The 23665-nt window shown below is 66.0% G+C and carries 19 protein-coding genes; 9 read left to right on the top strand and 10 right to left on the bottom strand.

Going from position 1 to position 23665, the window contains the following annotated elements:
- Positions 1-15 precede the first annotated feature (15 nt).
- From V7Z98_RS05910 to V7Z98_RS05895, 4 genes are all read left to right on the top strand, one after another.
- Complete coding sequence (locus tag V7Z98_RS05910) at positions 16-963, top strand: hypothetical protein (protein WP_293261963.1); 948 nt, start codon at positions 16-18, stop codon at positions 961-963.
- An 81-nt stretch (positions 964-1044) separates the two neighbouring features.
- Positions 1045-1785: a C39 family peptidase gene (locus tag V7Z98_RS05905; RefSeq protein WP_334157320.1), complete on the top strand. Its 741-nt coding sequence runs from the start codon at positions 1045-1047 to the stop codon at positions 1783-1785.
- A gap of 31 nt (positions 1786-1816) precedes the next feature.
- The gene (locus V7Z98_RS05900; RefSeq protein WP_293261969.1) at positions 1817-2611 is read left to right on the top strand and encodes a hypothetical protein; all 795 of its coding nucleotides are present in this window, start codon (positions 1817-1819) and stop codon (positions 2609-2611) included.
- Between the two features lie 280 nt (positions 2612-2891).
- Complete coding sequence (locus tag V7Z98_RS05895) at positions 2892-4112, top strand: hypothetical protein (protein WP_334157319.1); 1221 nt, start codon at positions 2892-2894, stop codon at positions 4110-4112.
- Between the two features lie 88 nt (positions 4113-4200).
- Here V7Z98_RS05895 and V7Z98_RS05890 read toward each other — a convergent pair whose 3' ends face one another.
- From V7Z98_RS05890 to acs, 5 genes are all read right to left on the bottom strand, one after another.
- Complete coding sequence (locus V7Z98_RS05890) at positions 4201-4464, bottom strand: DUF4212 domain-containing protein (RefSeq protein ID WP_293261975.1); 264 nt, start codon at positions 4462-4464, stop codon at positions 4201-4203.
- 46 nt (positions 4465-4510) lie between these two features.
- A complete protein-coding gene (locus V7Z98_RS05885; protein ID WP_334157318.1) occupies positions 4511-6583 on the bottom strand; it encodes a sodium:solute symporter family protein in 2073 nt (690 codons plus the stop codon).
- A gap of 27 nt (positions 6584-6610) precedes the next feature.
- Positions 6611-7321 carry a 3'-5' exonuclease gene (locus tag V7Z98_RS05880; protein WP_293261981.1) on the bottom strand — a complete coding sequence of 237 codons (711 nt, stop codon included), beginning with the start codon at positions 7319-7321 and terminating at the stop codon, positions 6611-6613.
- 10 nt (positions 7322-7331) lie between these two features.
- On the bottom strand, positions 7332-9242 hold the full coding sequence (locus V7Z98_RS05875) for a DUF294 nucleotidyltransferase-like domain-containing protein (protein WP_293261984.1): 1911 nt from the start codon (positions 9240-9242) through the stop codon (positions 7332-7334).
- A 236-nt stretch (positions 9243-9478) separates the two neighbouring features.
- Positions 9479-11467 carry an acetate--CoA ligase gene (gene acs, locus V7Z98_RS05870; RefSeq protein ID WP_293261987.1) on the bottom strand — a complete coding sequence of 663 codons (1989 nt, stop codon included), beginning with the start codon at positions 11465-11467 and terminating at the stop codon, positions 9479-9481.
- Between the two features lie 283 nt (positions 11468-11750).
- Here acs and V7Z98_RS05865 point away from each other — a divergent pair, with 283 nt between their 5' ends.
- The 3 genes from V7Z98_RS05865 to V7Z98_RS05855 all read left to right on the top strand — a co-directional run bounded on the left by V7Z98_RS05865 (position 11751) and on the right by V7Z98_RS05855 (position 14355).
- Positions 11751-12275: a TIGR00645 family protein gene (locus tag V7Z98_RS05865; protein WP_293261990.1), complete on the top strand. Its 525-nt coding sequence runs from the start codon at positions 11751-11753 to the stop codon at positions 12273-12275.
- A gap of 108 nt (positions 12276-12383) precedes the next feature.
- A complete protein-coding gene (locus V7Z98_RS05860) occupies positions 12384-13919 on the top strand; it encodes a fumarate hydratase (protein ID WP_293261993.1) in 1536 nt (511 codons plus the stop codon).
- A gap of 88 nt (positions 13920-14007) precedes the next feature.
- Complete coding sequence (locus V7Z98_RS05855) at positions 14008-14355, top strand: RidA family protein (RefSeq protein ID WP_293262032.1); 348 nt, start codon at positions 14008-14010, stop codon at positions 14353-14355.
- Between the two features lie 272 nt (positions 14356-14627).
- On the opposite strand, the gene V7Z98_RS05850 is transcribed toward V7Z98_RS05855, so the two are convergent.
- The 3 genes from V7Z98_RS05850 to V7Z98_RS05840 form a co-directional block, all read right to left on the bottom strand.
- Positions 14628-16529, bottom strand: a complete 1902-nt coding sequence (locus tag V7Z98_RS05850; RefSeq protein WP_334157317.1) for a propionate--CoA ligase — start codon at positions 16527-16529, stop codon at positions 14628-14630.
- Between the two features lie 67 nt (positions 16530-16596).
- Complete coding sequence (locus tag V7Z98_RS05845) at positions 16597-17727, bottom strand: diguanylate cyclase (protein ID WP_293262038.1); 1131 nt, start codon at positions 17725-17727, stop codon at positions 16597-16599.
- A 2-nt stretch (positions 17728-17729) separates the two neighbouring features.
- Positions 17730-18746, bottom strand: coding sequence for an oxidoreductase (locus V7Z98_RS05840; RefSeq protein ID WP_334157316.1), 1017 nt, complete (start codon positions 18744-18746; stop codon positions 17730-17732).
- Positions 18747-18962: 216 nt separating this feature from the next.
- Here V7Z98_RS05840 and V7Z98_RS05835 point away from each other — a divergent pair, with 216 nt between their 5' ends.
- Complete coding sequence (locus V7Z98_RS05835; protein ID WP_334157315.1) at positions 18963-19466, top strand: C40 family peptidase; 504 nt, start codon at positions 18963-18965, stop codon at positions 19464-19466.
- Between the two features lie 265 nt (positions 19467-19731).
- Positions 19732-20790, top strand: coding sequence for a Fe(3+) ABC transporter substrate-binding protein (locus V7Z98_RS05830; protein WP_442951815.1), 1059 nt, complete (start codon positions 19732-19734; stop codon positions 20788-20790).
- 316 nt (positions 20791-21106) lie between these two features.
- Here V7Z98_RS05830 and V7Z98_RS05825 read toward each other — a convergent pair whose 3' ends face one another.
- Entirely contained in the window at positions 21107-21709 is a 603-nt protein-coding gene (locus tag V7Z98_RS05825) for a hypothetical protein (protein WP_334157314.1), read from the bottom strand.
- 280 nt (positions 21710-21989) lie between these two features.
- The gene (locus V7Z98_RS05820) at positions 21990-23663 is read right to left on the bottom strand and encodes an ABC transporter permease (protein WP_334157313.1); all 1674 of its coding nucleotides are present in this window, start codon (positions 23661-23663) and stop codon (positions 21990-21992) included.
- Positions 23664-23665 lie beyond the last annotated feature (2 nt).

The raw sequence follows: 23665 nt of genomic DNA, 5'->3' as shown, positions 1-23665 counted from the left end.
CTCAAGGAGCGCATCATGAACACTCGCACCAAAATCACGCCCGTTGCCCTGGCGCTGCTTGCCATGGGTGCTTCCAGTGTCTGGGCCGGCGAAGACGGCGGCGGAGATGGCCGTGGTGGCGACCGCCACCATCGCATGCCCCCGCCGCCCCCCCCGACCTACGCCTCCGCCACGGTGAACGACACCCAGAACAACGTAGCCAACGTCGGCGTCAACGACGAGCTGGAAAACAAGGCCAGCCTCAGCGGTGGCTCCCTGTCGGGTGCATCGGGCAACATCGGCGTGAACATCGGCGCCGGCGACAACAACCAGCAGGCCAATGCCGCCGCCCTATCATCGGCCGACGCCTCCTTCGTCTTCGACCATGCCACGGCCAGCGCTACCGCCAGCCAGTACAACGCCAGCAACCTCACCTCCAACGCCGGGGTGACCAACTCGGCGACCCTGGACGGCGGTTCCCTGAGCGGTGCTTCGGGCAACATCGGGGTCAACATCACTGCCGGCAACAACAACCAGCAGAAGAACGACCTGACTGCCTCGGTGGCGAACGCCAAGAACACCAGCGCATCCGTGACTGCCAACCAGAACTCCACCAGCAATACCACCACCAACTCGCCGGTGCGTATCTACCAGACCACCTATGAGACGGTGACACTGCAAGGTGGCATGTTCGGCGGCTATCAGGGCAGCACCGTGTCCTGGGAGCCTAGCAGCGGTCACGGCGACGATCATGGCCGCGGCGGCACGGAGTACGGCTACGAGGCCGGCGACATCGCCCTGGCCGGTTGCTTCACCGCCAACATCCCGGTGCAGACCCTGTCGGTGAACAAGCTGACCACCAACACCGCAACCCTTGGTGGCGGCTCCCTGTCAGGCGCGTCGGGCAACATCGGCGTGAATATCGCTGCCGGCACGGGTAACCAGCAGTTCAACGGCCTGTCCATCGTTGCCGCGACGAAGTAAGACAGTCGTACGCATCTGCCCGGAGCGGAGGGCGGCTCGCCGTCTTCCGCTCCACATGTCCTTTTTGCCGGGAGGATATTCATGTGCCAACGTACTTCGCTTTCGTCGGCAAGCGGTCGTAACGGAATACCCCGTCCCCTCGGGCTGGCAGTTCTGATCGGACTGGCATTGCTCACCCCTGCCGTGGTTTTCGCCGGCAACGTGCCTCTGGCAGGCGTCGTACCGGGAACCGTCATCTCGAAACAGGTGCAGAGTGCCCGGGAGCGCAAGTTCGAAGACGTCGTCGAGCAGAAGACCGATTTCAGTTGCGGCGCTGCGGCACTGGCCACCATCCTCCAGGAGGCCTATCACCGCGACCTCAGTGAAAACCAGGTGGTCCAGGCGATGCTAAAGATCTCAGACCCTGCCGTTGTCCGCGAGCAGGGTTTTTCGTTGCTGGACGTCAAGCACTACCTGGAAACCCTGGGCATGCGCGGCCGGGGCTATCGGGTCCCTCCCGAAGTCCTTAAGGAGGTGAAGGTGCCGGCGATCGTGCTGCTCAACTACAAGGGATACAAGCATTTCGTAGTGTTGCGCCGTGCCACGGATGAACAGGTGTACCTGGGCGACCCCGCCCTGGGCAACCGGGTGATGCCCCTCGACGAGTTCGCCAAGGGGTGGAACGGAGTGATCTTTGCCGTGATCGGCAACGATTACGACCAAGGCAATGCCCTCCCCCACCCCCGGGAGGCCCTGACGGTCTGGACGTCGATGAACCGCTTCACTCCGGTTCCGGAGCCATCCCTGCGGGACTTCGGTTTCATCCGTGCCGACTTTTTCTAAAGGACATGCCCAGCATGTCCGGGAGGTTTTCATGATCCACGCGAACTCCCCCACGCCCCGGCGAAAGCTGGCTGTATTGGCGCTCGCCCTGACCAGCCTGACCCCTGGTCTGGCCCATCCGATGACGACCACCGATCTGATGGCCAGCGAGGTCAGCGACGATGATCTGGCCAGCATGCGCGGCCGCTACATCGCGCCGAACCAGATTCTCAGTTTCGGCGTGCAGATGAGCACCACCTGGCAAACTCCCGGGGGCGGCATCGTCTCCACCGTGACCTTCCAGGTGAATCCCCAGTTCCAGCCGACCATCACCATCGACACCACGCCCCAGGGCGCCTCATCGCCCCAACCCCAGACCGCCACATCCCCGGCATCCACGTCCGTCGTCACAGCGGGCGGTATCGGCAACGTTGCAGGCGTCACCCAGACCATCCAGACCGCCGGCAACAGCAATGACGTGGCCAACAACATCCAGTTGAACCTGACGAGTTCATCGCAACCCACCTCGCCTGGCGCCGGCAGCAACACCATCGTCATCACCGGCCCCGGTACCTATACCCAGACCCAGGGCAATACCAAAACGACGGTAGTGCTGGATAGCAATGGTCTGGCACTCAACCTCTCCATGCCCGGCGAGGGTTCGACCCTGCAACAGGTGGGCAGCCAAGGGCTGCGTCAGAGCGTCCAGATAATCAGCGATTTAAACCTGGTGCGTAATTCCATGGTTGCCATCGCCCAACTCAAGACACCTATGCTGGGAACCGAAACCCTTGGGCGAACCCTAAACTCCCTACAGGGGCTATCCAAGACGGGCGGATGGTATTAATTCTCAACAATGCGGGCCTCACAAATGAGGCCCTTTTTTTGCCATTCACCATGTTAATTGCATGGAAAAATGGCAATTTGGTTTTAACATTGGCTACATGTTACTGACTGCTGGCCAGATAGTTCTTTAGCGCTTTTGCAGGGTTTTTCCACTTAACAGGGGATGGAAAATGAATCACCCGAAAAAAGTAGTGCTTGCCGTATTAATCGCCTCCGCATTTTCAACCACTGCATTTCCGGCATTTGCCGAAAGTGACGACATCGCCCAATTGAAGCGTCAGTTGCGCGAATTGACCGAGCGCTACGAGTCCCAGCGGGTCGCCACCGAACAGCTTGAGGTCCGCATACGACGCCAGGAAGCCCTCCTGGCCGCCTACACCAACGGCAATGCCCAGCTGGCCCAGGCCGATGCGCCGGCCCGGGGCCGCTTCTTCCGCACCGCCGACGGCGCGGCGGGCGATGCCGGCGCAGCCGGAGCCAGCGGCAACGCCGAAAGCACCTCGCCCGGCAGCGGCGGCGACACCCTCAAGGCGCCTCCGCCGTCACGCAGCGCCCAGGCGGTCTACCAGGAACAGGCCGGCGGCGTGTTCGGCCAGCCACGGCGCTGGACCTTCGAAACGGGGCTGACCTACACCCACTACGATTCGCGCCAGCTGCTGCTCAACGGCTTCCTGGCCCTCGACACCATTTTCCTCGGCAACATCAACGTCAACCGTATCCAGGCCGACATGCTGACCCTGGACCTGACCACCCGCTACGCCATTTCCGACCGGGCCCAGGTGGACTTCAACGCCCCCTTCCTCTACCGCCGCAGCAACTTCCAGTCCGGCGGCGCCGGCGGCGCGGCCGGCGCCCTGTCCGAGGCCACCGTCACCCAGTCGCCGCGGCTGGGCGACGTGAACATGGGCTTCTACTACAAGCTGCTGGCCGAAACCAAGGACAACCCGGACGTGGTGTGGAACGTCCGCCTCAAGGCTCCCACCGGCAGCAACCCCTACGGTGTGAAGATCGTCACCGACAGCGGCAACAACAACCTTCAGTACCCCTCCAAGCTGCCCTCGGGCAACGGGGTGTGGACCCTGTCGAGCGGCTTCTCCTTCATCAAGACGGTGGACCCGGCGATTCTCTTCGCCAACGTGGCCTACTACCACAACTTCAAGCGCTCTTTCGGCGACATCAGCTCCACCGAGGGCACGGTCACCCCGGGCAGCGTCAAACTGGGCGACGTATTCCAGTGGGGTGTGGGCACTGCCTTCGCCCTCAACGAGCGCAGCAGCCTGAGCCTGGGCTTCACCCAGGCCATCTCCCAGCGCAGCAGTCTCCAGCCCGACGGCCAGTCGGCCCAGACCATCGTCGGCAGCAACGCCAACGCGGCGACCTTCAACGTGGGCCTGACCTTCGCCTCTAGCGACCGGACCACCATCATCGGCAACCTGGGCATCGGCCTCACACCGGACGCGCCCAACTTCACCATCGGCCTGAAGATTCCCTACACCTTCTGATCGGCCGGCACGCCATGAAAAAACCCGCCTTACGGCGGGTTTTTTCATGCTGGGCGATGGCCCCGTAGCCAAGCCTTGCCTGTGCCTCTCAATCGTCGCCCTCATCCACCCCGTACTGCTTGTCCAGCCGCTTCATGTAGCGGGCGTAGAACCAGATGATCAGCACATAGACGATCAGGCTGCCCTGGGCGGCCATGTAGAAGCCCAGGGGAAAGCCGGCGAAAACGACATCGTTGAGCTCCCGGGCGTAGTAGCTGGTGACGAAGGTGACGAGAAACCACAGCACCAGCAGCAGAGCCGTCACGGTCAGGTTGCGGCGCCAGTATTCCTGAAGCTTTGGAGTCACTTTCACGGCCGGTACCTCGATGCGCGGGAACGGGCATGGAAAAGGCGCATCGTCAAAAGCCCTCCCGCTCCAGGCGCGGGTAGCGGATGCGGGTCACCACGTTCTGGGTTGCGGGCGGTGGCGGCGGGGTCAGCAGGCTCACCACCACGATGGTGATGAAGCCCAGGGGCACCCCCCAGACGCCGGCGGCGGTGGAATCGATGCCGAACCAGGGCTCCATGGCGATGCCGTGCAGCCCCAGCCAGGGAATGCTGTCGAACTGGACCCGCACCATGTAGTAGAGCGTCACCCCCAGCCCCACGAGCATCCCCGCCACTGCCCCGGCCCGGTTGGCGCGGCGCCAGAAGATGCCCATCACCAAGGCCGGGAAGAAGGCCGCCCCGGCGATGGAGAAGGCCCAGGCCACCATGTAGAGGATGGTGGAGGGCCGCTGGGCGGCCAGGGTGGCGGCGCAGATGGCCACCACCAGCAGCAAGGACTTGGACACCACCAGCCGCCACTGGGTCGAGGCCTGGGGACGGAAGATCTTGTAATAGACATCGTGGGACAGGGCGCTGGTGATCACCAGAAGCAGCCCGTCGGCGGTGGACAGGGCCGCCGCCAGGCCGCCGGCGGCCACCAGGCCGGAGACCACGTAGGGCAGCCCGGCGATTTCCGGAGTGGCGAGCACGATCACGTCCGGATTGAGCGACAGTTCGGCCCATTGCAACAGGCCGTCCCGGTTGATGTCCTCGATGTGCACCAGCCCCACCTTGCCCCAGGCCGCCACCCAGGAGGGCAGCTTGATGATGGGGGTGTTGATCAGGCTGGAGAACACTTCCAACTTGGCATACACCGCGTAGGCCGGCGCCGCGATGTAGAGCATGAGGATGAACAGCAAGGACCAGAACACCGAGTCCCGGGCCTCCTGGACCGTGGGGGTGGTGTAGTAGCGCATCAGCACATGGGGCAAGGCCGCGGTGCCGATCATCAGGCAGAACATGAGGGACAGGAAATTGAGCCTGGCCTGACCCGGATCGCTGCCCGGCCGCGGCTCGAAGGCATCGGCATGGCGGATCGGCTGGGCGCCCCGGTCCGCCGCCTCGCGCATCTGGGATTCCCATTTCACCCGGGCCTCTTCCGGGCTGCGGGGCAGTTCGCGCCGCTCCTTTTCCACCGCCACGATGTCGCGCAGCAGGGCGTTGTTGGCCTTCATCTCATTGAGTCGAGTGGTCAGCCGGGCCCGTTCCTCCTCCAGGGAATCCGGCAGGCGCACGATGCGCTCGTAGATGGCATCCGCCCGGGCCCGGTAGAGGTCCCGGGCTTCCTTTTCGGCGGGCAGATCGAAAATCTGCTCCTCCAGCCGGGATACCTGTTGCACCGCCTCGCCGTAGGCCACCGGCGGCACCATGCTGCCGCTCACCTTGTAGCCGAGGATGCATACCGGAGTCAGGTAGGCGATGATCAGGATGACGAACTGGGCGACCTGGGTCCAGGTCACCGCCCGCATGCCGCCCAGGAACGAGCAGACCAGGATGCCGGCCAGGCCGACGAACACACCGATCTCGAACTGGAGGCCGACAAAGCGGCTGGTGATCAGCCCCACGCCATAGATCTGGGCCACCACGTAGACGAACGAGGCCAGGATGGCAGCCACCACCCCCACCAGGCGCGGCAGGGTGCCGCCGTAGCGGGCGGCGAGGAAGTCGGGAATGGTGTACTGGCCGAACTTGCGCAGGTAGGGGGCGAGCAGCAGGGCCACCAGCACGTAGCCCCCGGTCCAGCCCATCACGTAGGCCAGGCCCTGGAAGCCCGAGAGGAAGAGCATGCCGGCCAGGCCGATGAACGAGGCGGCGCTCATCCAGTCGGCCCCGGTGGCCATGCCGTTGAAGATGGCCGGCACCCGACGGCCTGCCACGTAGTACTCGGTCACGTCGGAAGTGCGCGACAGGATGCCAATGGTGGCGTAGAGCAGGATGGTAAACAGCAGGAAGGCGTAGCCGATCCAGCGCGGCGGCATGCCCATCTGTTCCAGCCCGGCCAGGGCGAGCACGAACAGGATGAACCCGGCGGTGTAGGCCAGATAGTAGCGGCGCAGCTGGGGCACGAACCCGGCCCCGCCGCGAATCGCTCCGAACCAGCGCATCAATCCTCGGGCCATGGCGTTCCCCGTTCAGGCGCTGCGGCGCAGCCAGCGCCGGGCCTTTTCGATCTCGATGAAGGACTGGGGGCTTTCCGAGCCCCGGCTCGAGGCCTTGGCCATGGCCACTTGCAGCAGCATGGCGGTGGCCAGGGAATCGGACACGGCGTTGTGGCGCTGGATGTTCTCGATGCCGAACACCGCCAGCCAGTGGTCCAGCCCCACGTGCCCGTCGAGCATGTCCTTGTACAGTTCAGGCACCACCCAGGCCAGGTCGATCCATGCGTGGTCGGTCTTCACCCCCAGGTAGCGCACCATGGCCCGTTCGATCATGGTCTTGTCGAACAGGGCGTGGTAGGCGACCAGGGGCGACTTGCCCACGTAATCCAGGTAGGCCAGCAATGCCTCGGCGGGCTCGACCCCGCCCTGCTGGGCCTGGCCGCCGATGCCGTGGATGAGGATGTTGTCGGTGTCGCTCACCACGTCCTGGCGCAGGATCACCTCGAAGGCATCGGCCGGGTCGATCACCCCGTCCACCACCGCCACGGCGCCGATGGAAATGAGCCGGTCCTTACCCATGTTGAGGCCCGAGGCCTCCACGTCCACCACCACGTAGCGGCTGCGGTAGTGGGACAGGCCCATATCAGCCGCGGGCAGGGCCTGCCAGCGGGCCAGGCGCGCGGCCTGGTCCGGCGGCAGGATCACGGCCGGGGGGCGCTGGAAGAAGCGGGTCAGCCAGTTCATTGCCGCCTCCTCAGAGTTGGTAGTCCAGCTTCAAGCGCTGTTGCAGCTTGCGCGCCTGGCGGAAGGCTTCCTTGAGGATGCGCCGGTCCAGTTCGTGGAGCTTTTCCGGATCGATGCGGTTGTCGCCGGGCCGGCCCCCGTCGGTTTCCAGGTGCTGGTGGCGCAGCCGCAGCAGCTGGATGTAGTTGAAGGCCTCCACCGCCGCCGACACGTCGTCCTGGCTCTGGCCCAGCTTGGTGGCGGTCTGGCGCAGGCGCTGCACGGTGTTGGTGTTGTGCACCCCGGCCGCCAGGGAGTAGATGCGGGCCACGTCGATGAACAGGCGGGCGCCGTACTTCTTCAGGTCGATGGTGCCCGGGTAGTCCGCCTCCAGGTCGGTGACAAAATCCCGGATCTTGCCCAGGGGCGGCACCACCTGGAGGGCGTTGGCCGCCATCATGCGCAGGAAGGCGGGGTTGATCTGGGTCAGGCCGAACAGGGACATGCGCAGCCGGTCGGCCAGGTAGCCCTTGCCGTAGAGGGGGCGGAAATCGAAGAAGATGGTGGCGTTGAGCAGGGCCACCGGATGGGGCTTGCGCACCCAGTCGAAGAAGCGCTCCTGCCACTCCTCCAGGGTCAGGCACCACTCCGGGTTGCTGGCCATGATGTTGCCCTTGCAGCGCGGGAAGCCGCAGGCGTCCAGGTCGTCGTTCACGTCCCGGGCGAACTCCAGCAGGCGCAGCTGCAACTGCTCCCGGTCCATGGTGTCGGGGCAGATGTAGATGATCCCGTTGTCCTGGTCGGTGCAGAAAGTCTGCTCCTCGCGCCCTTCGGAGCCGAAGGACAGCCAGGCCCATTCGATGCCGTAAAGGTCGTGGCGTGCCAGGGCCAGCTCGATGATGCGCCGGGTCAGGGTATCGTTGAGGGCCGAAATGAACTGGGTCAGCTGCTCGGCGCCGACGCCCTGGGCAAGCATGTTCATGGCCAACTGGGCCACGTCCTCGCTGGCCTGCTTGAGGGTCGCCATGTCCGGCGCCTTCTCGATCGACTGGCGGATTTGGCGCAGGCCCACCCGTTGCAGGGTGAACAGGTCGCGCTCGGAAATCACGCCCTTGAGCCGTCCCTCCTCATCCACCCCGAGCACGTGGCGGATGCCGTGCATGGCCATGGCCAGTGCCGCGTCGTAGGCGGTGGCGGTCTGGCGCAGGGTGTGGGGATGGGGGGTCATCACCTGCTCGATGGCCGTCTCCAGCGCCAGGCCGGGCAGCACCACGCGCTTGAGCAGGTCGCTCTGGGTGAAGATGCCGATGGGCTTGTTCTGCTCGTCCACCACCACCATCGAGCCCAGGTGCTCCTCGGCCATGGCCTCCAGCACCTGGCGCAGGGTAACGCCGGCGCCGACGCTCACCGGCGGGCGCTTGAGCAGGTTGGCCAGGGAGGTGTTGAGGGTCTGCTGCTCCGCCGCCCGCTGGGCGAACTGGACCTGCAACTGCTTGCGCGACTGGTTGAGCAGGGAGGCGATGTACTGGGTGCAGAACAGGTTGAAGACCTGACTCATGCGCATCAGCGCGAAGAAATCGTCGGCGTCGAGCTGGTAGCAGAAGGTGTCTTCCAGGGCGGCGTAAAGATTGGTGGACGCCCGCTGGGCGGTCACCGCGCCGATGGGGAAGCACTCCCCCACGCCCAGGGTCAGGCTGGAATACTCGGTGACGTTCACCTCACCCACCTGGCTGGCACCGACCTTGCCGCGCTGGATGATGTAGAAGGTCTTGGGAGGGCCGGACTCCGGCGTGAGGATGCGGGTGTCCTTGGCGAAATAGCCGAGCTTGGCCCGCTCGGCGAGAAAGCGCAGGGCGTCTGGCTCCATGCGGTCGAACGGGGAATGCTGGCGCAGTGAATCCGCCGTCGCCTTCACCAGCATCTGGGTCGCGCTGTTGCTCATGGTCTGCTTATTCTCCCTTGTTCCATCCCCAGGCCGCCAGCATCGGGCGGCCGCCGCATGTCAAATGGATCGACTCATGGCTGCGGCAGAAAAGAATGAGGCCGACGCGTCTGCACGCGCCGGCCCGAATGGCGGTTTATTTGTAATGGTCCGCCCCGATCAGGGCTGCCGGACCCATCCCCCGGGTCCGGCAGTGTCTCCCCCTCGCTCCTCGGATCTGTTCTTGAAGCGTGTTATCAGCCGGCGGCTTGCTGGAGCTGCTCGAGGATGGCCGGGTTTTCCAGGGTGGAAACGTCCTGGGTGATTTCCTCGCCCTTGGCCAGGGAACGCAGCAGTCGGCGCATGATCTTGCCGGAACGGGTCTTGGGCAGGTTCTCGCCGAAGCGGATGTCCTTGGGCTTGGCGATGGGGCCGATTTCCTTGCCCACCCAGTCCTGCAGCTCCTTGATCACCTTCTTGGCCTCGTCGCCGGAGGGACGGGCACCCTTGAGCACCACGAAGGCGCAGATGGCCTCGCCGGTCAGATCGTCGGGACGGCCCACCACGGCGGCTTCGGCCACCAGGGGGTTGGAAACCAGGGCCGACTCGATCTCCATGGTGCCCATGCGGTGGCCGGAGACGTTCAGCACGTCGTCGATGCGGCCCATGATGGTGAAGTAGCCGTTCTTGGCATCGCGCACCGCACCGTCGCCGGCCAGGTACAGGGTGCCGCCCAGGTCTTCGGGGAAGTAGGACTTCTTGAAGCGCTCCGGATCGCCCCAGATGGTGCGGATCATGGAGGGCCAGGGCTTCTTGACCACCAGGAAGCCGCCCTTGCCCCATTCCACGTCGGCGCCGGTCTCATCGACGATGGCGGCCTGGATGCCGGGGAACGGCAGGGTGCAGGAACCGGGCACCAGCGGGGTGACGCCGGGCAGCGGAGTGATCATGTGGCCGCCAGTCTCGGTCTGCCAGAAGGTATCGACGATGGGGCAACGGCCGCCGCCCACGTTCTCGTAGTACCACATCCAGGCTTCCGGGTTGATCGGCTCGCCCACGGAACCCAGCAGGCGCAGGGAGGACAGGTCGTAGCTCTTGGGGGCCACGGCCGGGTTGGCCTCGGAAGCCTTGATCAGCGAGCGGATCGCGGTGGGAGCGGTGTAGAAGATGGAGACCTTGTGGTCCTGGATCATCTTCCAGAAACGGCCGGCGTCCGGGTAGGTTGGCACGCCCTCGAAGACGATCTCGGTGGCGCCGCAGGCCAGGGGGCCGTAGGTGATGTAGGTGTGGCCGGTGACCCAGCCGATGTCGGCGGTGCACCAGAAGACGTCGTTGGGCTTGACGTCGAAGGTCCACTTGGTGGTCAGCACCGCGTGCAGCAGGTAGCCGCCGGTGGAGTGCTGCACGCCCTTGGGCTTGCCGGTGGAGCCGGAGGTGTAGAGCAGGAACAGGGGATGCTCGGCATCGACCCACTCGGGCTCGCAGACCTCGGACTGGCCGTCGGCGATGTCGTGCCACCACACGTCGCGGCCGGCCTTCATGGTGCAGGGGCCGTCGGTGCGCTGATAGACGATCACGCTCTTGATCGCGCCCTTGCCGGCGACCAGATCGAGAGCCTCGTCCACCGCGGGCTTGAGGGGGATGGCCTTGCCGCCGCGGCACTGCTCGTTGGCGGTGATCACGGCCACGGCGCCGGCGTCGAGGATGCGCTCTTCCAGGGACTTGGCGGAGAAGCCGCCGAACACCACGGAGTGGGTGGCGCCGATGCGGGCGCAGGCCTGCATGGCCACCACGCCTTCGATGGACATGGGCAGGTAGATGATGACCCGGTCACCCTTCTTGATGCCCTGGGCCTTCAGCGCGTTGGCGAACTTGGCCACGCGGGAGAGCAGGTCCTTGTAGGTGACCTTGGTCACCTGGCCGCCATCGGCTTCGAAGATGATGGCGACCTTGTCGCCGTTGCCGGCCTCGACGTGCTTGTCGAGACAGTTGTAGGAGACGTTGAGCTTGCCGCCGGAGAACCACTTGTAGAAGGGGGCGTCGGACTCGTCCAGGGCCTGGGTGAAGGGCTCTTTCCAGACCACGTGTTCCTTGGCCAGGCGTGCCCAGTAGCCGGTGTAGTCACGGTCGGCCTCGGCGCACAGGGCCTGATAGGCCTCCATGCCGGAAACGGTGGCCTGCTTCACGAAAGCCTCGGAAGGGGCGAATACCCGGTTTTCCTGGAGGACGGATTCGATCTGGGACATGCTTCATCTCCTCTGTAATGGTCGTGTGTCGCGGATCGCCCCGCTTCGTCGGCATTCGCCAACCGCGGCGGCGCCGCGCACGGATTACTGCGGACTTCTAGCGCGGTGACGGCGATTTAACGCGCTACGCCTTACAGCCCCCTTACATTTTCGTGGTGCAGTGCGTCAATACGAAGCCGTATCCACCAAGCGTTTGCGGGGTCTTTGGTGCTAAACTTTTGCAGTTTTGTGGCGCCTGGCTCGCCCCTGGTTTCCGCCCTCCCCTTTTTACCCAGACGTCCTGATGAAACCCGCCATTCAAAAGCTCGAAAACTTCATCTTTTTCAGCCGCTGGTTGCAGGCCCCCCTCTACCTTGGCCTGATCGTCGCCCAGGGGATTTACGTCGTCCAATTCATGGTGGAACTCTCCCACCTGGTGGTCGACATCGGCCACCTGGACGAAACCAAGACCATGCTGGTGGTCCTCGGCCTGATCGACGTGGTGATGATCGCCAACCTGCTGATCATGGTCATCATCGGCGGTTACGAGACCTTCGTCTCCCGCCTCGACCTGGAAGGCCATCCGGACCAGCCGGAGTGGCTGTCCCACGTCAATGCCGGCGTGCTCAAGGTCAAGCTGGCCACCGCCCTGATCGGCATTTCCTCGATCCACCTGCTCAAGACCTTCATCAACGCCGCCCAGCTCGACGATCGGGTGATCATGTGGCAGGCCATCCTGCACGGCATGTTCCTCGTCTCCGCCTTCATGATGGCGCTGACCGACAAGGTGATGAACCAGACCTTGCTGATGCAGCACAAGGAGCACTGAGCGGCGCGGGCCGCCGGCCCCGCCGGCCACCCCTTGCCGCTTGCTGCCCGCACGATATTCACGCGACCTCCGCGCAATTTCCGCGACCTTTCCACCACGAGCCCAGCCATGACGACCATCCGCCAGGAAGACCTCATCCAGTCGATTGCCGACGCGTTCCAGTACATCAGCTTCTACCACCCCCTGGACTACATCAAGGCCCTGGGCGAAGCCTACGAGCGCGAGGAATCCCCCGCGGCCAAGGACGCCATCGCCCAGATTCTGACCAACTCCCGCATGGCCGCCGAAGGCCACCGCCCCATCTGCCAGGACACCGGCATCGGTATGGTCTTCCTCAAGGTCGGCATGAACGTCCGTTGGGACGACGCCACCATGAGCCTGCAGGAAATGGTCGATGAAGGCGTCCGCCGCGCCTACGCCAACCCGGACAACCCCCTGCGCGCCTCCGTGCTGGCCGACCCGGCCGGCGCCCGCAAGAACACCAAGGACAACACTCCGGCCGTGGTGCACTTCGAGATCGTCCCGGGCGACCACGTGGAAGTGATCTGCGCCGCCAAGGGCGGCGGCTCCGAAGCCAAGTCCAAGTTCGCCATGCTCAACCCCTCCGACGACCTGGTGGACTGGGTCCTCAAGAAGATCCCCGAAATGGGCGCCGGCTGGTGTCCTCCCGGCATCATCGGCATCGGCATCGGCGGCACCCCCGAGAAGGCCATGCTGCTGGCCAAGGAATCCATCATGGCCCCGGTGGACATCCATGACCTGCAGGACAAGGCCAAGAGCGGCGCCAAGCTGACCCGGGCCGAAGAGCTGCGTCTGGAACTGTACGAAAAGGTGAATGCCCTGGGCGTCGGCGCCCAAGGCCTGGGTGGCCTGACCACCGTGCTCGACGTGAAGGTGCTGGACTACCCCTGCCACGCTGCCAACCTGCCCGTAGCCCTGGTGCCCAACTGTGCCGCCACCCGCCACTGCCACTTCCACCTGGACGGTTCCGGCCCCGCCAAGATCGAGCCGCCCAAGCTGGAAGACTGGCCCGCCGTGACCTGGACCCCGGACCTGAAGGCCGCCACCCAGGTCAATCTGGACACCCTGACCAAGGAAGAAGTCGCTTCCTGGAAGCCTGGCCAGAAGCTGCTGCTCAACGGCAAGATGCTGACCGGCCGCGATGCCGCCCACAAGCGCATCCAGGACATGCTGGCCAAGGGCGAGAAGCTGCCGGTGGACTTCACCAACCGGGTCATCTACTACGTGGGCCCCGTGGACCCGGTGCGTGACGAAGTGGTCGGACCCGCCGGCCCCACCACCGCCACCCGCATGGACAAGTTCACCCGCATGATGCTGGAGAAGACCGGCCTCATCTCCATGATCGGCAAGTCCGAGCGCGGCCCCGTCGCCATCGAGGCCATCAAGGACAACAAGTCCGCCTACCTGATGGCCGTGGGCGGTGCCGCCTACCTGGTGGCCAAGGCCATCAAGAGCGCCAAGGTGGTGGGCTTCGCCGACCTGGGCATGGAAGCCATCTACGAGTTCGACGTGCAGAACATGCCCGTCACCGTGGCCGTGGATTCCTCCGGCACCAGCGTGCACAACACCGGCCCGAAGGAATGGCAGGCCAAGATCGGCAAGATCCCGGTCACCGTCGCCTAAATCCTGGCAATCCTGGCCCGCCTGGTATTTCCCAGGCCGTCAGCAAGAAGCCGGCTCCGTGCCGGCTTCTTTTTTATCTGGAGCCCCCATGACCATCCAACGCCACGGCGTCACCCGCCGCTACGCCGACAGCACCGCCTTCGCCGGCACCGCCTACCTGGTGGAAGTGCCCCAGTCCCTGGAGGCCGACGCCGCCACCCAGACCGGCGAAATCCTTACCAGCCTCGACCGCCTGCTCGCCCAGGCCGGCTCCAGCAAGGAGCGCCTGCTGCTGGTCACCATCTACTTGGCCGACATGGCCGACTACGACGCCATGAACGCGGTGTGGGACGCCTGGGTGCCCGAAGGCCACGCCCCGGCCCGGGCCTGCGTCCAGGCCCGGCTGGCCAATCCGGGCTACAAGGTGGAGATGGTGGTGATCGCCGCCCAGGGGTGAGCATCGCCAGGGACCGCGAGGGGGAGAAACCGAAACCCCGCGCCAGTAGGGCATCTCCACGATGCCCAAATGAAACCCCGCGTCCCTATTGGCTTTCCGGCCACCCACTTTCAAACCCGGCGCCCCGCCTGGTGCTCCGGCACGGGTATAAAAAAACCGGCCTGCCACCTTGCGGTAGCAGGCCGGTTTTTCCTTGGGGGCCGGAGTAGCGGAATAGCGGACTGCTCCACCACTCCGGCCCGTCAGGAGCAAACGACCAAGACCAAGGGCGGTCAGCCCGCCAGCAGCTGCTTGATCTGCTCCAGGGCGGTCGGGTCCTCGATGGTGGTCATGTCGCCAGCGTCGCGGCCTTCGGCCAGGGCTTGCAGGGAGCGGCGCAGCAGCTTGCCGGAACGGGTCTTGGGCAGGCCGGTGACGAAGTGCACCCGGCTGGGGCGGGCGATGGCGCCGAGGCTTTCGTCCACCTTGGCCATCACTTCCTTCTCCAGCTGCTGGCGCTGCTCGGCGGTGGCGATGCGGCTGGCGTCCTTGACCACGGCGAAGGCCATCGGCATCTGGCCCTTGAGGGCGTCGTTGACGCCCACCACCGCCACTTCGGCGATGGCGGAGTGGCCTTGCACGGCCTCCTCGATCTCCCGGGTGCCGAGGCGGTGGCCGGCCACGTTGATCACGTCGTCGGTACGGCCGAGGATGAAGTGGTAGCCCTCGTCGTCCTTGATGCCCCAGTCGAAGGAGGAATAGACCTGGGGTTCGGTGAACAGGCTGAAGTAGGTCTTGACGAAGCGGTCGTCGTCGCCCCACACGGTGGACAGGCAGCCGGGCGGCAGGGGCGGGACGATGCCGACGATGCCTTTTTCGTTGGCGTCGCAGATCGAACCGTCCTCGCGGAAGATCTTCAGGTTGTAGCCATAGACCGGGAAGCTGGGGGAGCCGAACTTGAGCTTGGTCTTTTCCACGCCGGGCACGGAGGACAGGATCGGCCAGCCGGTTTCGGTCTGCCAGTAGTTGTCGATCACCGGAATCTTCAACTCGCCCATGATCCACTCGTGGGTCGGCTGGTCCAGGGGCTCGCCGGCCAGGAACAGGTGCTTCAAGCTGGAAAGGTCGTACTTGTGCATGTACGCCGGGTCCTGCTTCTTCAGGACGCGGGCCGCCGTGGGAGCGGAGAACATCACGTTGACCTTGTACTTCTCGACGATCTGCCACCAGATGCCGGCGTCCGGGCGCAGCGGGGTGCCCTCGTACATGATGGTGGCCATGCCGGCGAGTAGCGGGCCGTAGATGATGTAGGAGTGGCCCACCACCCAGCCGATGTCGGAGGTGGAGAACATGGTCTCGCCCTCGCCGCCGCAGTAGATGTGCTTCATGGTGGAGGCCAGGGCCACGGCGTAACCGCCGGTGTCGCGCTGCACGCCCTTGGGCTTGCCGGTGGTGCCGGAGGTATACAGGATGTAGGACGGCTCGGAGGATTCCAGCCAGATCACGGGCACCTGGGCGTCCATGTACTGGGCACGCAGTTCGGCGTAATCCACGTCGCGGCCGGCCACCTTGGGGAAGCCCTTGTCCAGGCCGCGGTCCACGATCAGCACTTTTTGCGGCGGGGTCTGGGCCAGGGCGCAGGCCTCGTCCACCAGATGCTTGTAGGGCACGGCCTTGCCGCCGCGCATGCCGGCGTCGGCGGTGACCATCAGCTTGGGCTGGGCGTCGTCGATGCGGGTGGCCAGGGAGCCGGAGGCAAAACCGCCGAACACCACCGAGTGGATGGCGCCGATGCGGGCACAGGCGAGCATGGCGAAGCAGGCCTCGGCGATCATCGGCATGTAGATCAGCACCCGGTCGCCCTTGGTCACGCCCAGGCTCTGGTAGATGGCGGCCATGCGCTCCACCTCGCGCTGCAGCTCGGCGAAGGTGTAGACCGTCTCGGTGTCGGTCTCGGTGGAGATGAAGATCAGCGCCCGGTCGTTGGGGCGCTTGGCGGCGTGACGATCCACCGCGTTGTAGCAGAGGTTGGTTTCGCCGCCGACGAACCACTTGGCGAACGGCGGACGGGAGAAGTCGCAGGCTTGCTCGAACGGCTTGTGCCAGTCGATCAGCTTGGCCTGCTCGCCCCAGAAGGCGTCGGGCTGGTCGATCGACTGCTGGTAGAACTCCTGGTAACTCGTACTGCTGGACATGGATCTTCTCCCTCGGTGATTCGGTTCTTTTGTGAAGTCGCTATCCCGGTCCGGCAGTACGCATTCGTCAGCCGGTTTGTCCGGGATGATGCTGGTTGAGTTGGCGTTCCAGCTCGTCCACTGGAAGCTGCCATTGTAATTCATAATTCAAAAACCGAAGCAGAGGCAGCAGGCGCCGGGCCACGTCCTGGCTGCTGCCGCGCACCATGTCGCCCCGGCCGGCTTCCAGCAGGGCCAGGGCCCGTTCCAGGGTGATGGCGTCGGGGCGGCGCCCCTCGGCCTCGCAGCCCACCACCCGGTTGCCGCCGGCGGCGATGGCCTCGCCCATGCGCTCCCCGGCCAGGGCCAGCAGATGATTGGCGGCGGCGGAACGGTCGTCACAGTTGTTGGCGATGCCGATGCTCACCGACAGATCCACCCGCTGACCGTGGAAGGCCACGTGGGCGGTTTCCACCGCTTCTTTGAGGCGCAGGGCGAAGGAGCGGCACGAGGCCCCCGGGGTGCCCGGCGAGACGATGGCGAACTGGGCCGTGCCGAAATGCCCCAGGCTGTCCTCGCGGCGGATCTTGCTGGCCAGCAGGCGGCCGAACTGGGCCACCAGCTGCTCCACCACCGAGGCGCCGTATTGTTCGGTGAGTGCCGCCAGCCGGTCGAAGCCGATCATCAGCAGCGACACCTCGCCCCCCTTGCGCTGGGCCAGGGAGCAGGCCTGGTCGGCCTGGTTTTCCAGGTAGCGGCGGGTGAACAGGCCGGTCAGGGGATTCTTCACCGCATCGTCCCGCACCGCGTCCAGGGCCTCTTCGGCCTGGGCCAGGCGGATCTGGGCGTCGAGACGGGTGAGCAGTTCGGCGGTGCCCACGCCCTTGGAGATGAAGTCCGAGGCGCCGCCGGCCTGGGCCCGGTTGCAGGCGTCGTCGTCGTCCTCGCCGGAAATCATGATCACCGGCAGGCGGCGGATGCGGCCAATTTTGGACTGGCGGATGCGCTCCAGCAGGCCGAAACCGTCGAGCACCGGCATCGACAGGTCCGAGATCACCGCCTGGATGGTCGGGTCGAGCACCAGGGTCTGCCAACCTGCCTCCCCGTCTTCCTCCTCCCGAACCTCGTAGCGGCTCTTGATGTGGCGGATCAGGGAAGCCCGGACGATGCGCGAATCGTCGACGATCAGGACCTTGGGCGGCACCACCGCGTCGTTCATGGTCACCCTTCCAGGGACGGGTTCACCGCCACCACCGTGCGGCCCTTGACCTGGCCGGCGATGAAGGCGTCGAAGGCCGCCGGCAGGTCATCCAGGGCCACCGTCCGGGTCACTTCGTCCAGATGCCGGGGCTTCAGGTCGCCGGCCAGCCGGTCCCAGATGCGCTGACGGATGGGGAAGCCGATGTAGCCTGAATCGACGCCGAGCAGGCTGACGCCGCGCAGAATGAAGGGGGCCACGGTGGTCGGCAGGTTCATGCTGGCGGCCAAGCCGATGGAGGCCACGGTGCCGGCCTGCTGCATGGTGGAGAGAATCCAGGCAAGCACCTCGCCGCCCAGGTTGTCCACCGCCCCGGCCCAGCGGGCGTTGTCCAGGGGGCGGATCTTGGCCAGGTCTAGGTCGCCGCGCAGCAGGACGTCCTTGGCACCCAGGGATTTCAGGTAAGCCTCTTCCTGGGGCTTGCCGGTCAGGGCGGTGACCGCGTAGCCCAGGCCGGCCAGCATGTCCACCGCCAGGCTGCCCACCCCGCCGGTGGCGCCGGTGACGATCACCGGCCCCTTGTCCGGGGTCAGGCCGTTGTCTTCCATGCGCTGGACGCCCAGGGCGGCGGTGAAGCCGGCGGTGCCCAGGGCCATGGCCCGCTTCAGGTCCATGCCGGCAGGCAACCGGACCACCCAGTCGGCCGGCACCCGGGCGAACTCGGCGTAGCCGCCGTGGTGCGCCACGCCGATGTCGAAGCTGGTGGCGATCACCTTGTCGCCCGGTTCGAAGCGCGGATCGGTGCTGGCCTCCACCACGCCGGACAGGTCGATGCCGCCCACGCAGGGAAAGCGGCGGATGATCTTGCCCTTGCCGGTGGCCGCCAGGGCGTCCTTGTAGTTGACGCTCGAATAGGCGACCCGGATGGTCACCTCGCCCGGGTCCAGGTCGGCCTCGGTCAGGGTGGTGAGCCCGCTGACCACGGCCTTCTTGCCCGCAACGTCCCGCTCCTCGATCAACAACGCCTTGAATGCCTGCACGGTAGCTCCTGGAATCGTCATGAGCCGGACCCAGGCGCATTGCGGGCCGGACCGGCGGTTGTCTGGAAGCCCCGATTATAGCCAGCCCGGACGCCCCTGCCCCGGTCCGGCGGCGATCCGGCCGCATGTTCATCGGAAATGGCACAGATGACGGCAAAATTCCCTATCGCTTCAAAGGCTTTACAAGAGACTGATTCTCAAATAAAGTCCGGACCCATGCGCAAAAAAACCCTCAAATTCCTGACGGCCTTGGCTGCGGCGATTCTCGTCTCCGCCCCCTTCTCCGTCTCGGCAGATGAGCTCAAAGGCGACGAACAGAGCTTCTTCCAACGCTATTCCAGCGGCGTTCAGGAACTGATCATCAAGGGGCTGGAATTCGTCGGCGTCCCCTACCGGCGCGGCGGTACCAACCCCGACGTGGGCATGGACTGCTCCGGCTTCGTCCAGCGCGTTTTCTCCGAATCCATCGGCATCAGCCTGCCCCGCACCGCCCGCGAGATGAGCGACGTGGGCGAGCAGATTTCCAAGACCGAACTCAAGCCAGGCGACCTGGTGTTCTTCAACACCATGCGCCGCGCCTTCTCCCACGTGGGCATCTACCTGGGCAACAACCAGTTCGTCCACGCCCCCCGTCCCGGCGGCGAAATCCGCGTCGAGGATATGCGCCAGGCCTATTGGACCCAGCGCTACGACGGTGCCCGGCGGATCACCGAGAAGTAAAGCGATCCAGGTTCAAACCGATCGTCCCGCAGAAAACCGGCCCCTGGCCGGTTTTTTCGTTTCCGGGCCGGCGATTGCCGATTGAGCATCTCCCCACGTCGTTAACAAGAAATCTTCTCATTTACATTTCTTTACAGGCTGACTAGAATCTGCCGGGACGATTCCTGCACACGGCCCTGTGCCACCGCGGCCTGTTGCCCGCCCCGCCCGGGCCAAGCCATCCCCCCGGGAATCGCTCATCCAGACGCCCACCGGAGCCCGCCCGATGAAGAAACCGCACGAGAAGAAGACCCCGTTCGCCCGCCCCCTGGGCACCCTGATCCTGGCCCTGGCCGGCGCCGGGTTCTCCGCCACCCTGGCCCAGGCCGCCGAGGAAAAGGTGCTCAACCTCTACTCCGCCCGCCACTACCAGACCGACGAAAAGCTCTACGAGAACTTCACCAAGCAGACCGGCATCAAGATCAACCGCATCGAGGCCAAGGAAGACGAGCTGCTCGAACGCATCAAGAACGAGGGCGCCAACAGCCCGGCCGACGTGTTCCTCACCGTGGACGCGGCCCGCCTAGCGGTGGCCCACGAACTGGGCCTGTTTGCCCCGGTCAAGTCGAAGCTGCTCGAATCCCGCATCCCGGCCAACCTGCGCACCGACGACTGGTTCTCGTTTTCCACCCGGGCCCGGGTGATCGTCTACAACAAGGCCGCGGTCAAGGCCGCCGACGTGCAGAATTACGAAGACCTGGCCGATCCCAAGCTCAAGGGCAAGTTCTGCTCCCGCTCCGGCTCCCACCCCTACAACCTGTCCCTGATGTCGGCGATCATCGCCCATCAGGGCGAGGCCAAGGCCGAGCAGTGGGCCCGGGGCCTGGTGGCCAACTTCGCCCGTGCCCCCAAGGGCGGCGACACCGACCAGATCAAGGCCGTGGCCGCCGGCGAATGCGGCGTGACCATCTCCAACACCTACTACGTGGCCCGCATCATGCGGTCCGACAAGCCCGAGGACAAAAAGACCATGGAGGCCGTGGGCGTGATCTGGCCCAACCAGAAGTCCTACGGCACCCACATCAACGTTTCCGGCGGCGGCATGCTCAAGACCGCCCCGCACAAGGAAGCGGCGGTGAAGTTCCTCGAATACCTGGCCTCCGACGACGCCCAGCGCTACTTCGCCGACGGCAACAACGAGTGGCCGGTGGTGGCCGGGCTCAAGTTCGCCAACCCGGCCCTGGACAGCCTCGGCAAGTTCAAGGCCGACGCCCTGCCGGTGGGCTCCCTGGCCATGTACCGGACCAAGGCCCAGGTGGTCTTCGACCGGGCCGGCTTCCGCTAAGTCCTGGCCGGGCACAACGCTCTGCCACCGGCCCCGGCCCGTGGCGGAGCCGTACCAACGCAAACGCCCCGCAGTCGCGGGGCGTTGTCGTTTGCGGCGCCAACCGGACGCGCCAATTACCAGGTTCCGGCAGTGCCGCAGCCGCAGATGTTTGCCGGCAATCGGGCGGGGGACAGCAAGCCGCGGCCGGGCAATTCATTAATAAAATTAATACAACCGCTCAACCAAAAACCCAAGGTCCGCGCCAGTTCTTGAGTTTCATCAGACAAGCCTTCGAATACATGAAGAAAATTAATGTATCGAGGGCTGTCCTCTGTCATTCCGCTGATGCCACCCGCACCAGGGCCGGGTCGGCCGCCCGTTCGAGCAGCGCCCGTACCCGCCCCTGCCACAGGGCGCGAAAATCGGCCTGCATGGCCTCGTCGGCCTCCCCCGTCAGGCAGGCCCCCATCAGGGCGCCCGTTTCCGGGTTCGCCGGCACCAGGCCCAGGTCCAGGACCACATCCACCGCCGCCCCCGTGGCCAGCCGCGTCAATCGGACGTCTCCCGGCACCCCGCGCCCGAAGCCAAGCAGGTTGCGGCGGTTGAAGCGCCCCGCCAGGCCGCGGAAGCCCGAATCCTCGGTGGCGCCGGTGACCAGAGTGAACACGCTGGCGGTGACCCCGGTCACCCCCTCGTCGCGCCGCCCGGGAAGCTCCACCAGGATGCCGCCCCGCTCCGGCAGGCCCTCCGGGTAGAGGGCCGCCAGACCGCGGCAGGCCATCAGCCAGGCCCCAGCCACGGTGGGGCAGGAATGGCCGGCCAGGCGCACCGCGTCGGTGTAGGCGTAGGTGAGCACGCCCTCCTCCGCCGCGCCTAGGAAGTCGGCCAGGGGATCGCGCACCGTCAGGGTCGGGGCAAAGGCAAAAAAGTCGGGCATGGGCACGGCCGGGCTCCTTCAGGCAGGCACCGGCCGGCGCGCGGGGCGCCACGGGGCCGGCGAAAAGCAGGTGGGGACAAGGGAGCGGGCAGTGTGGCGGCCCCGGCCCGCCACGGCTTTGGCCTGGGTTAAATCCACGGAGCGGCGCCTGGATTCCGGATTTCGCCGAACGCCGGGAATCCACCAGCAGCAGGGACGCGGGAAAAACGCTAGAAAGGAAGGCCGCCCACCGCCCCATAGGCCGGAAGGCCCCAGTGGCTCCGGCCCCGCGACCGCGCCCTCACCCCCTGCGACTGCGGGCGATCTGGCGCGACAGGGCGATCAGGGGCAGCAGCCCCACGGCAACGATGGCCAGGGACGGCAGGGCCGCCTCGGCCAGGCGCTCGTCGGCGGCCAGGGTGTAGGTCTGGGTGGCCAGGGTGTCGAAGTTGAAGGGCCGCATCACCAGGGTGGCGGGCAGTTCCTTCATCACGTCCACGAACACCAGCAGGGCGGCGGTGAGCAGACTGCCGCGTAGCAGCGGCGCATGGACCCGGGCCAGGATGCGCCCCTGGGTCAGACCCAGGCTACGCGCCGCCTCGTCCATGTGCGGGGTGATCTTGCCCAGGCTGGCCTCCACGGTCTGTAAGGCGATGGCGAGGAAACGCACCAGGTAGGCATAGACCAGGGCGCTGATGCCGCCGGTGATGAGCAACCCGGGATTGCTGCCGAACCAGGCCAGCCACTGGCCCGCCAGCCAGTTGTCGAGGCGCGTCACCGGGATCAGCACCCCCACCGCGATCACCGAGCCAGGCACGGCGTAGCCCAGCCCCACCAGCCGGTTCAGCACCCGGGCCGCCGGACGCTTGGCCAGCCGCGCCCCGTAGGCCAGCAGCAGGGCCAGCAACACCGCCGCCAGGGCGGTGAGGGTCGCCAGGGTGGCACTGTTGCGCGCCAGCAGGGCGAAGCGCTGCCAGCCCAGGCCTTCCTCGCTATCGCCCAAGGCCAGCCGCACCAACAGCAGGGCGGGCAGGACGAAACCGGCCAAGAGCGGCAGGGTGCAGCCCAGGGTCGCCAGCCAGCCCGTGGCCCCGGTGAGGCGGCTGCGCGCCGGGCCGCGCCGCTGACTGCCGCCGCCGAAGCGGGCGCGCCCCCGGGAGGAGCGCTCCAGTACCAGCAGCAGGGCGACAAAGCCGAGCAGGCAGGCCGCCAGCTGGGCGGCGGCCACCCGGTCCCCCAGGGAGAACCAGGCCCGGTAGATGCCGGTGGTGAAAGTCTGCACGGCGAAGTAGGCCACCGTGCCGTAGTCGGCCAAGGTCTCCATCAGCGCCAGGGCCACCCCGGCGGCCACCGCCGGCCGGGCCAGGGGCAGGGAGATGCGCAGGAAACTGGCCCAGGGCGACAGGCCGAGCATCCGTCCAGCCTCCAGCAGCCCGCCGCTGCGCTCCAGGAAGGCGGTGCGGGCGAGCAGGTACACATAGGCGTAGAGCACCGCCACGAACATGGCGATGGCCCCGCCCAGGCTGCGCACCTCGGGGAACCAGTAGTCGCCGCGCTGCCAGGCGAAGGTCTCGCGCAGGGCCGTCTGCAAGGGCCCGACGAATTGCAGGAAGTCGGTATAGACATAGGCCAGCACGTAGGCCGGCATGGCCAGGGGCAGCACCAGGGCCCATTCGAAGAAGCGCCGCCCGGGGAACTCGTGCATGGTGGTCAGCCAGGCCGCCCCCACCCCCACGGCCGCCGTGCCCGCCCCCACCCCCAGGCACAGCCAGACGGTGTTGAGCAGGTATTCGGGCAGCACGGTGCCGGCCAGGTGGCTCCAGGTACCGCTGGTGCCGCCCTGGGCCAGGTTGGCCAGGACGCTGGCCACCGGCAGGCCGACCAGGGCCGCCACCGCCAGGGCCAGGACGAGCAGAGGGGAAAAGGCGCGGCGGAGGCGAAAAGGGGAACGGAACGGGTGGCGGAGGGAAGTCACGG

The sequence above is a fragment of the Oryzomicrobium sp. genome (genome assembly GCF_036820405.1).
Classification (GTDB): domain Bacteria; phylum Pseudomonadota; class Gammaproteobacteria; order Burkholderiales; family Rhodocyclaceae; genus Oryzomicrobium.
This window is presented reverse-complemented; position numbering and strand designations above follow the sequence as displayed.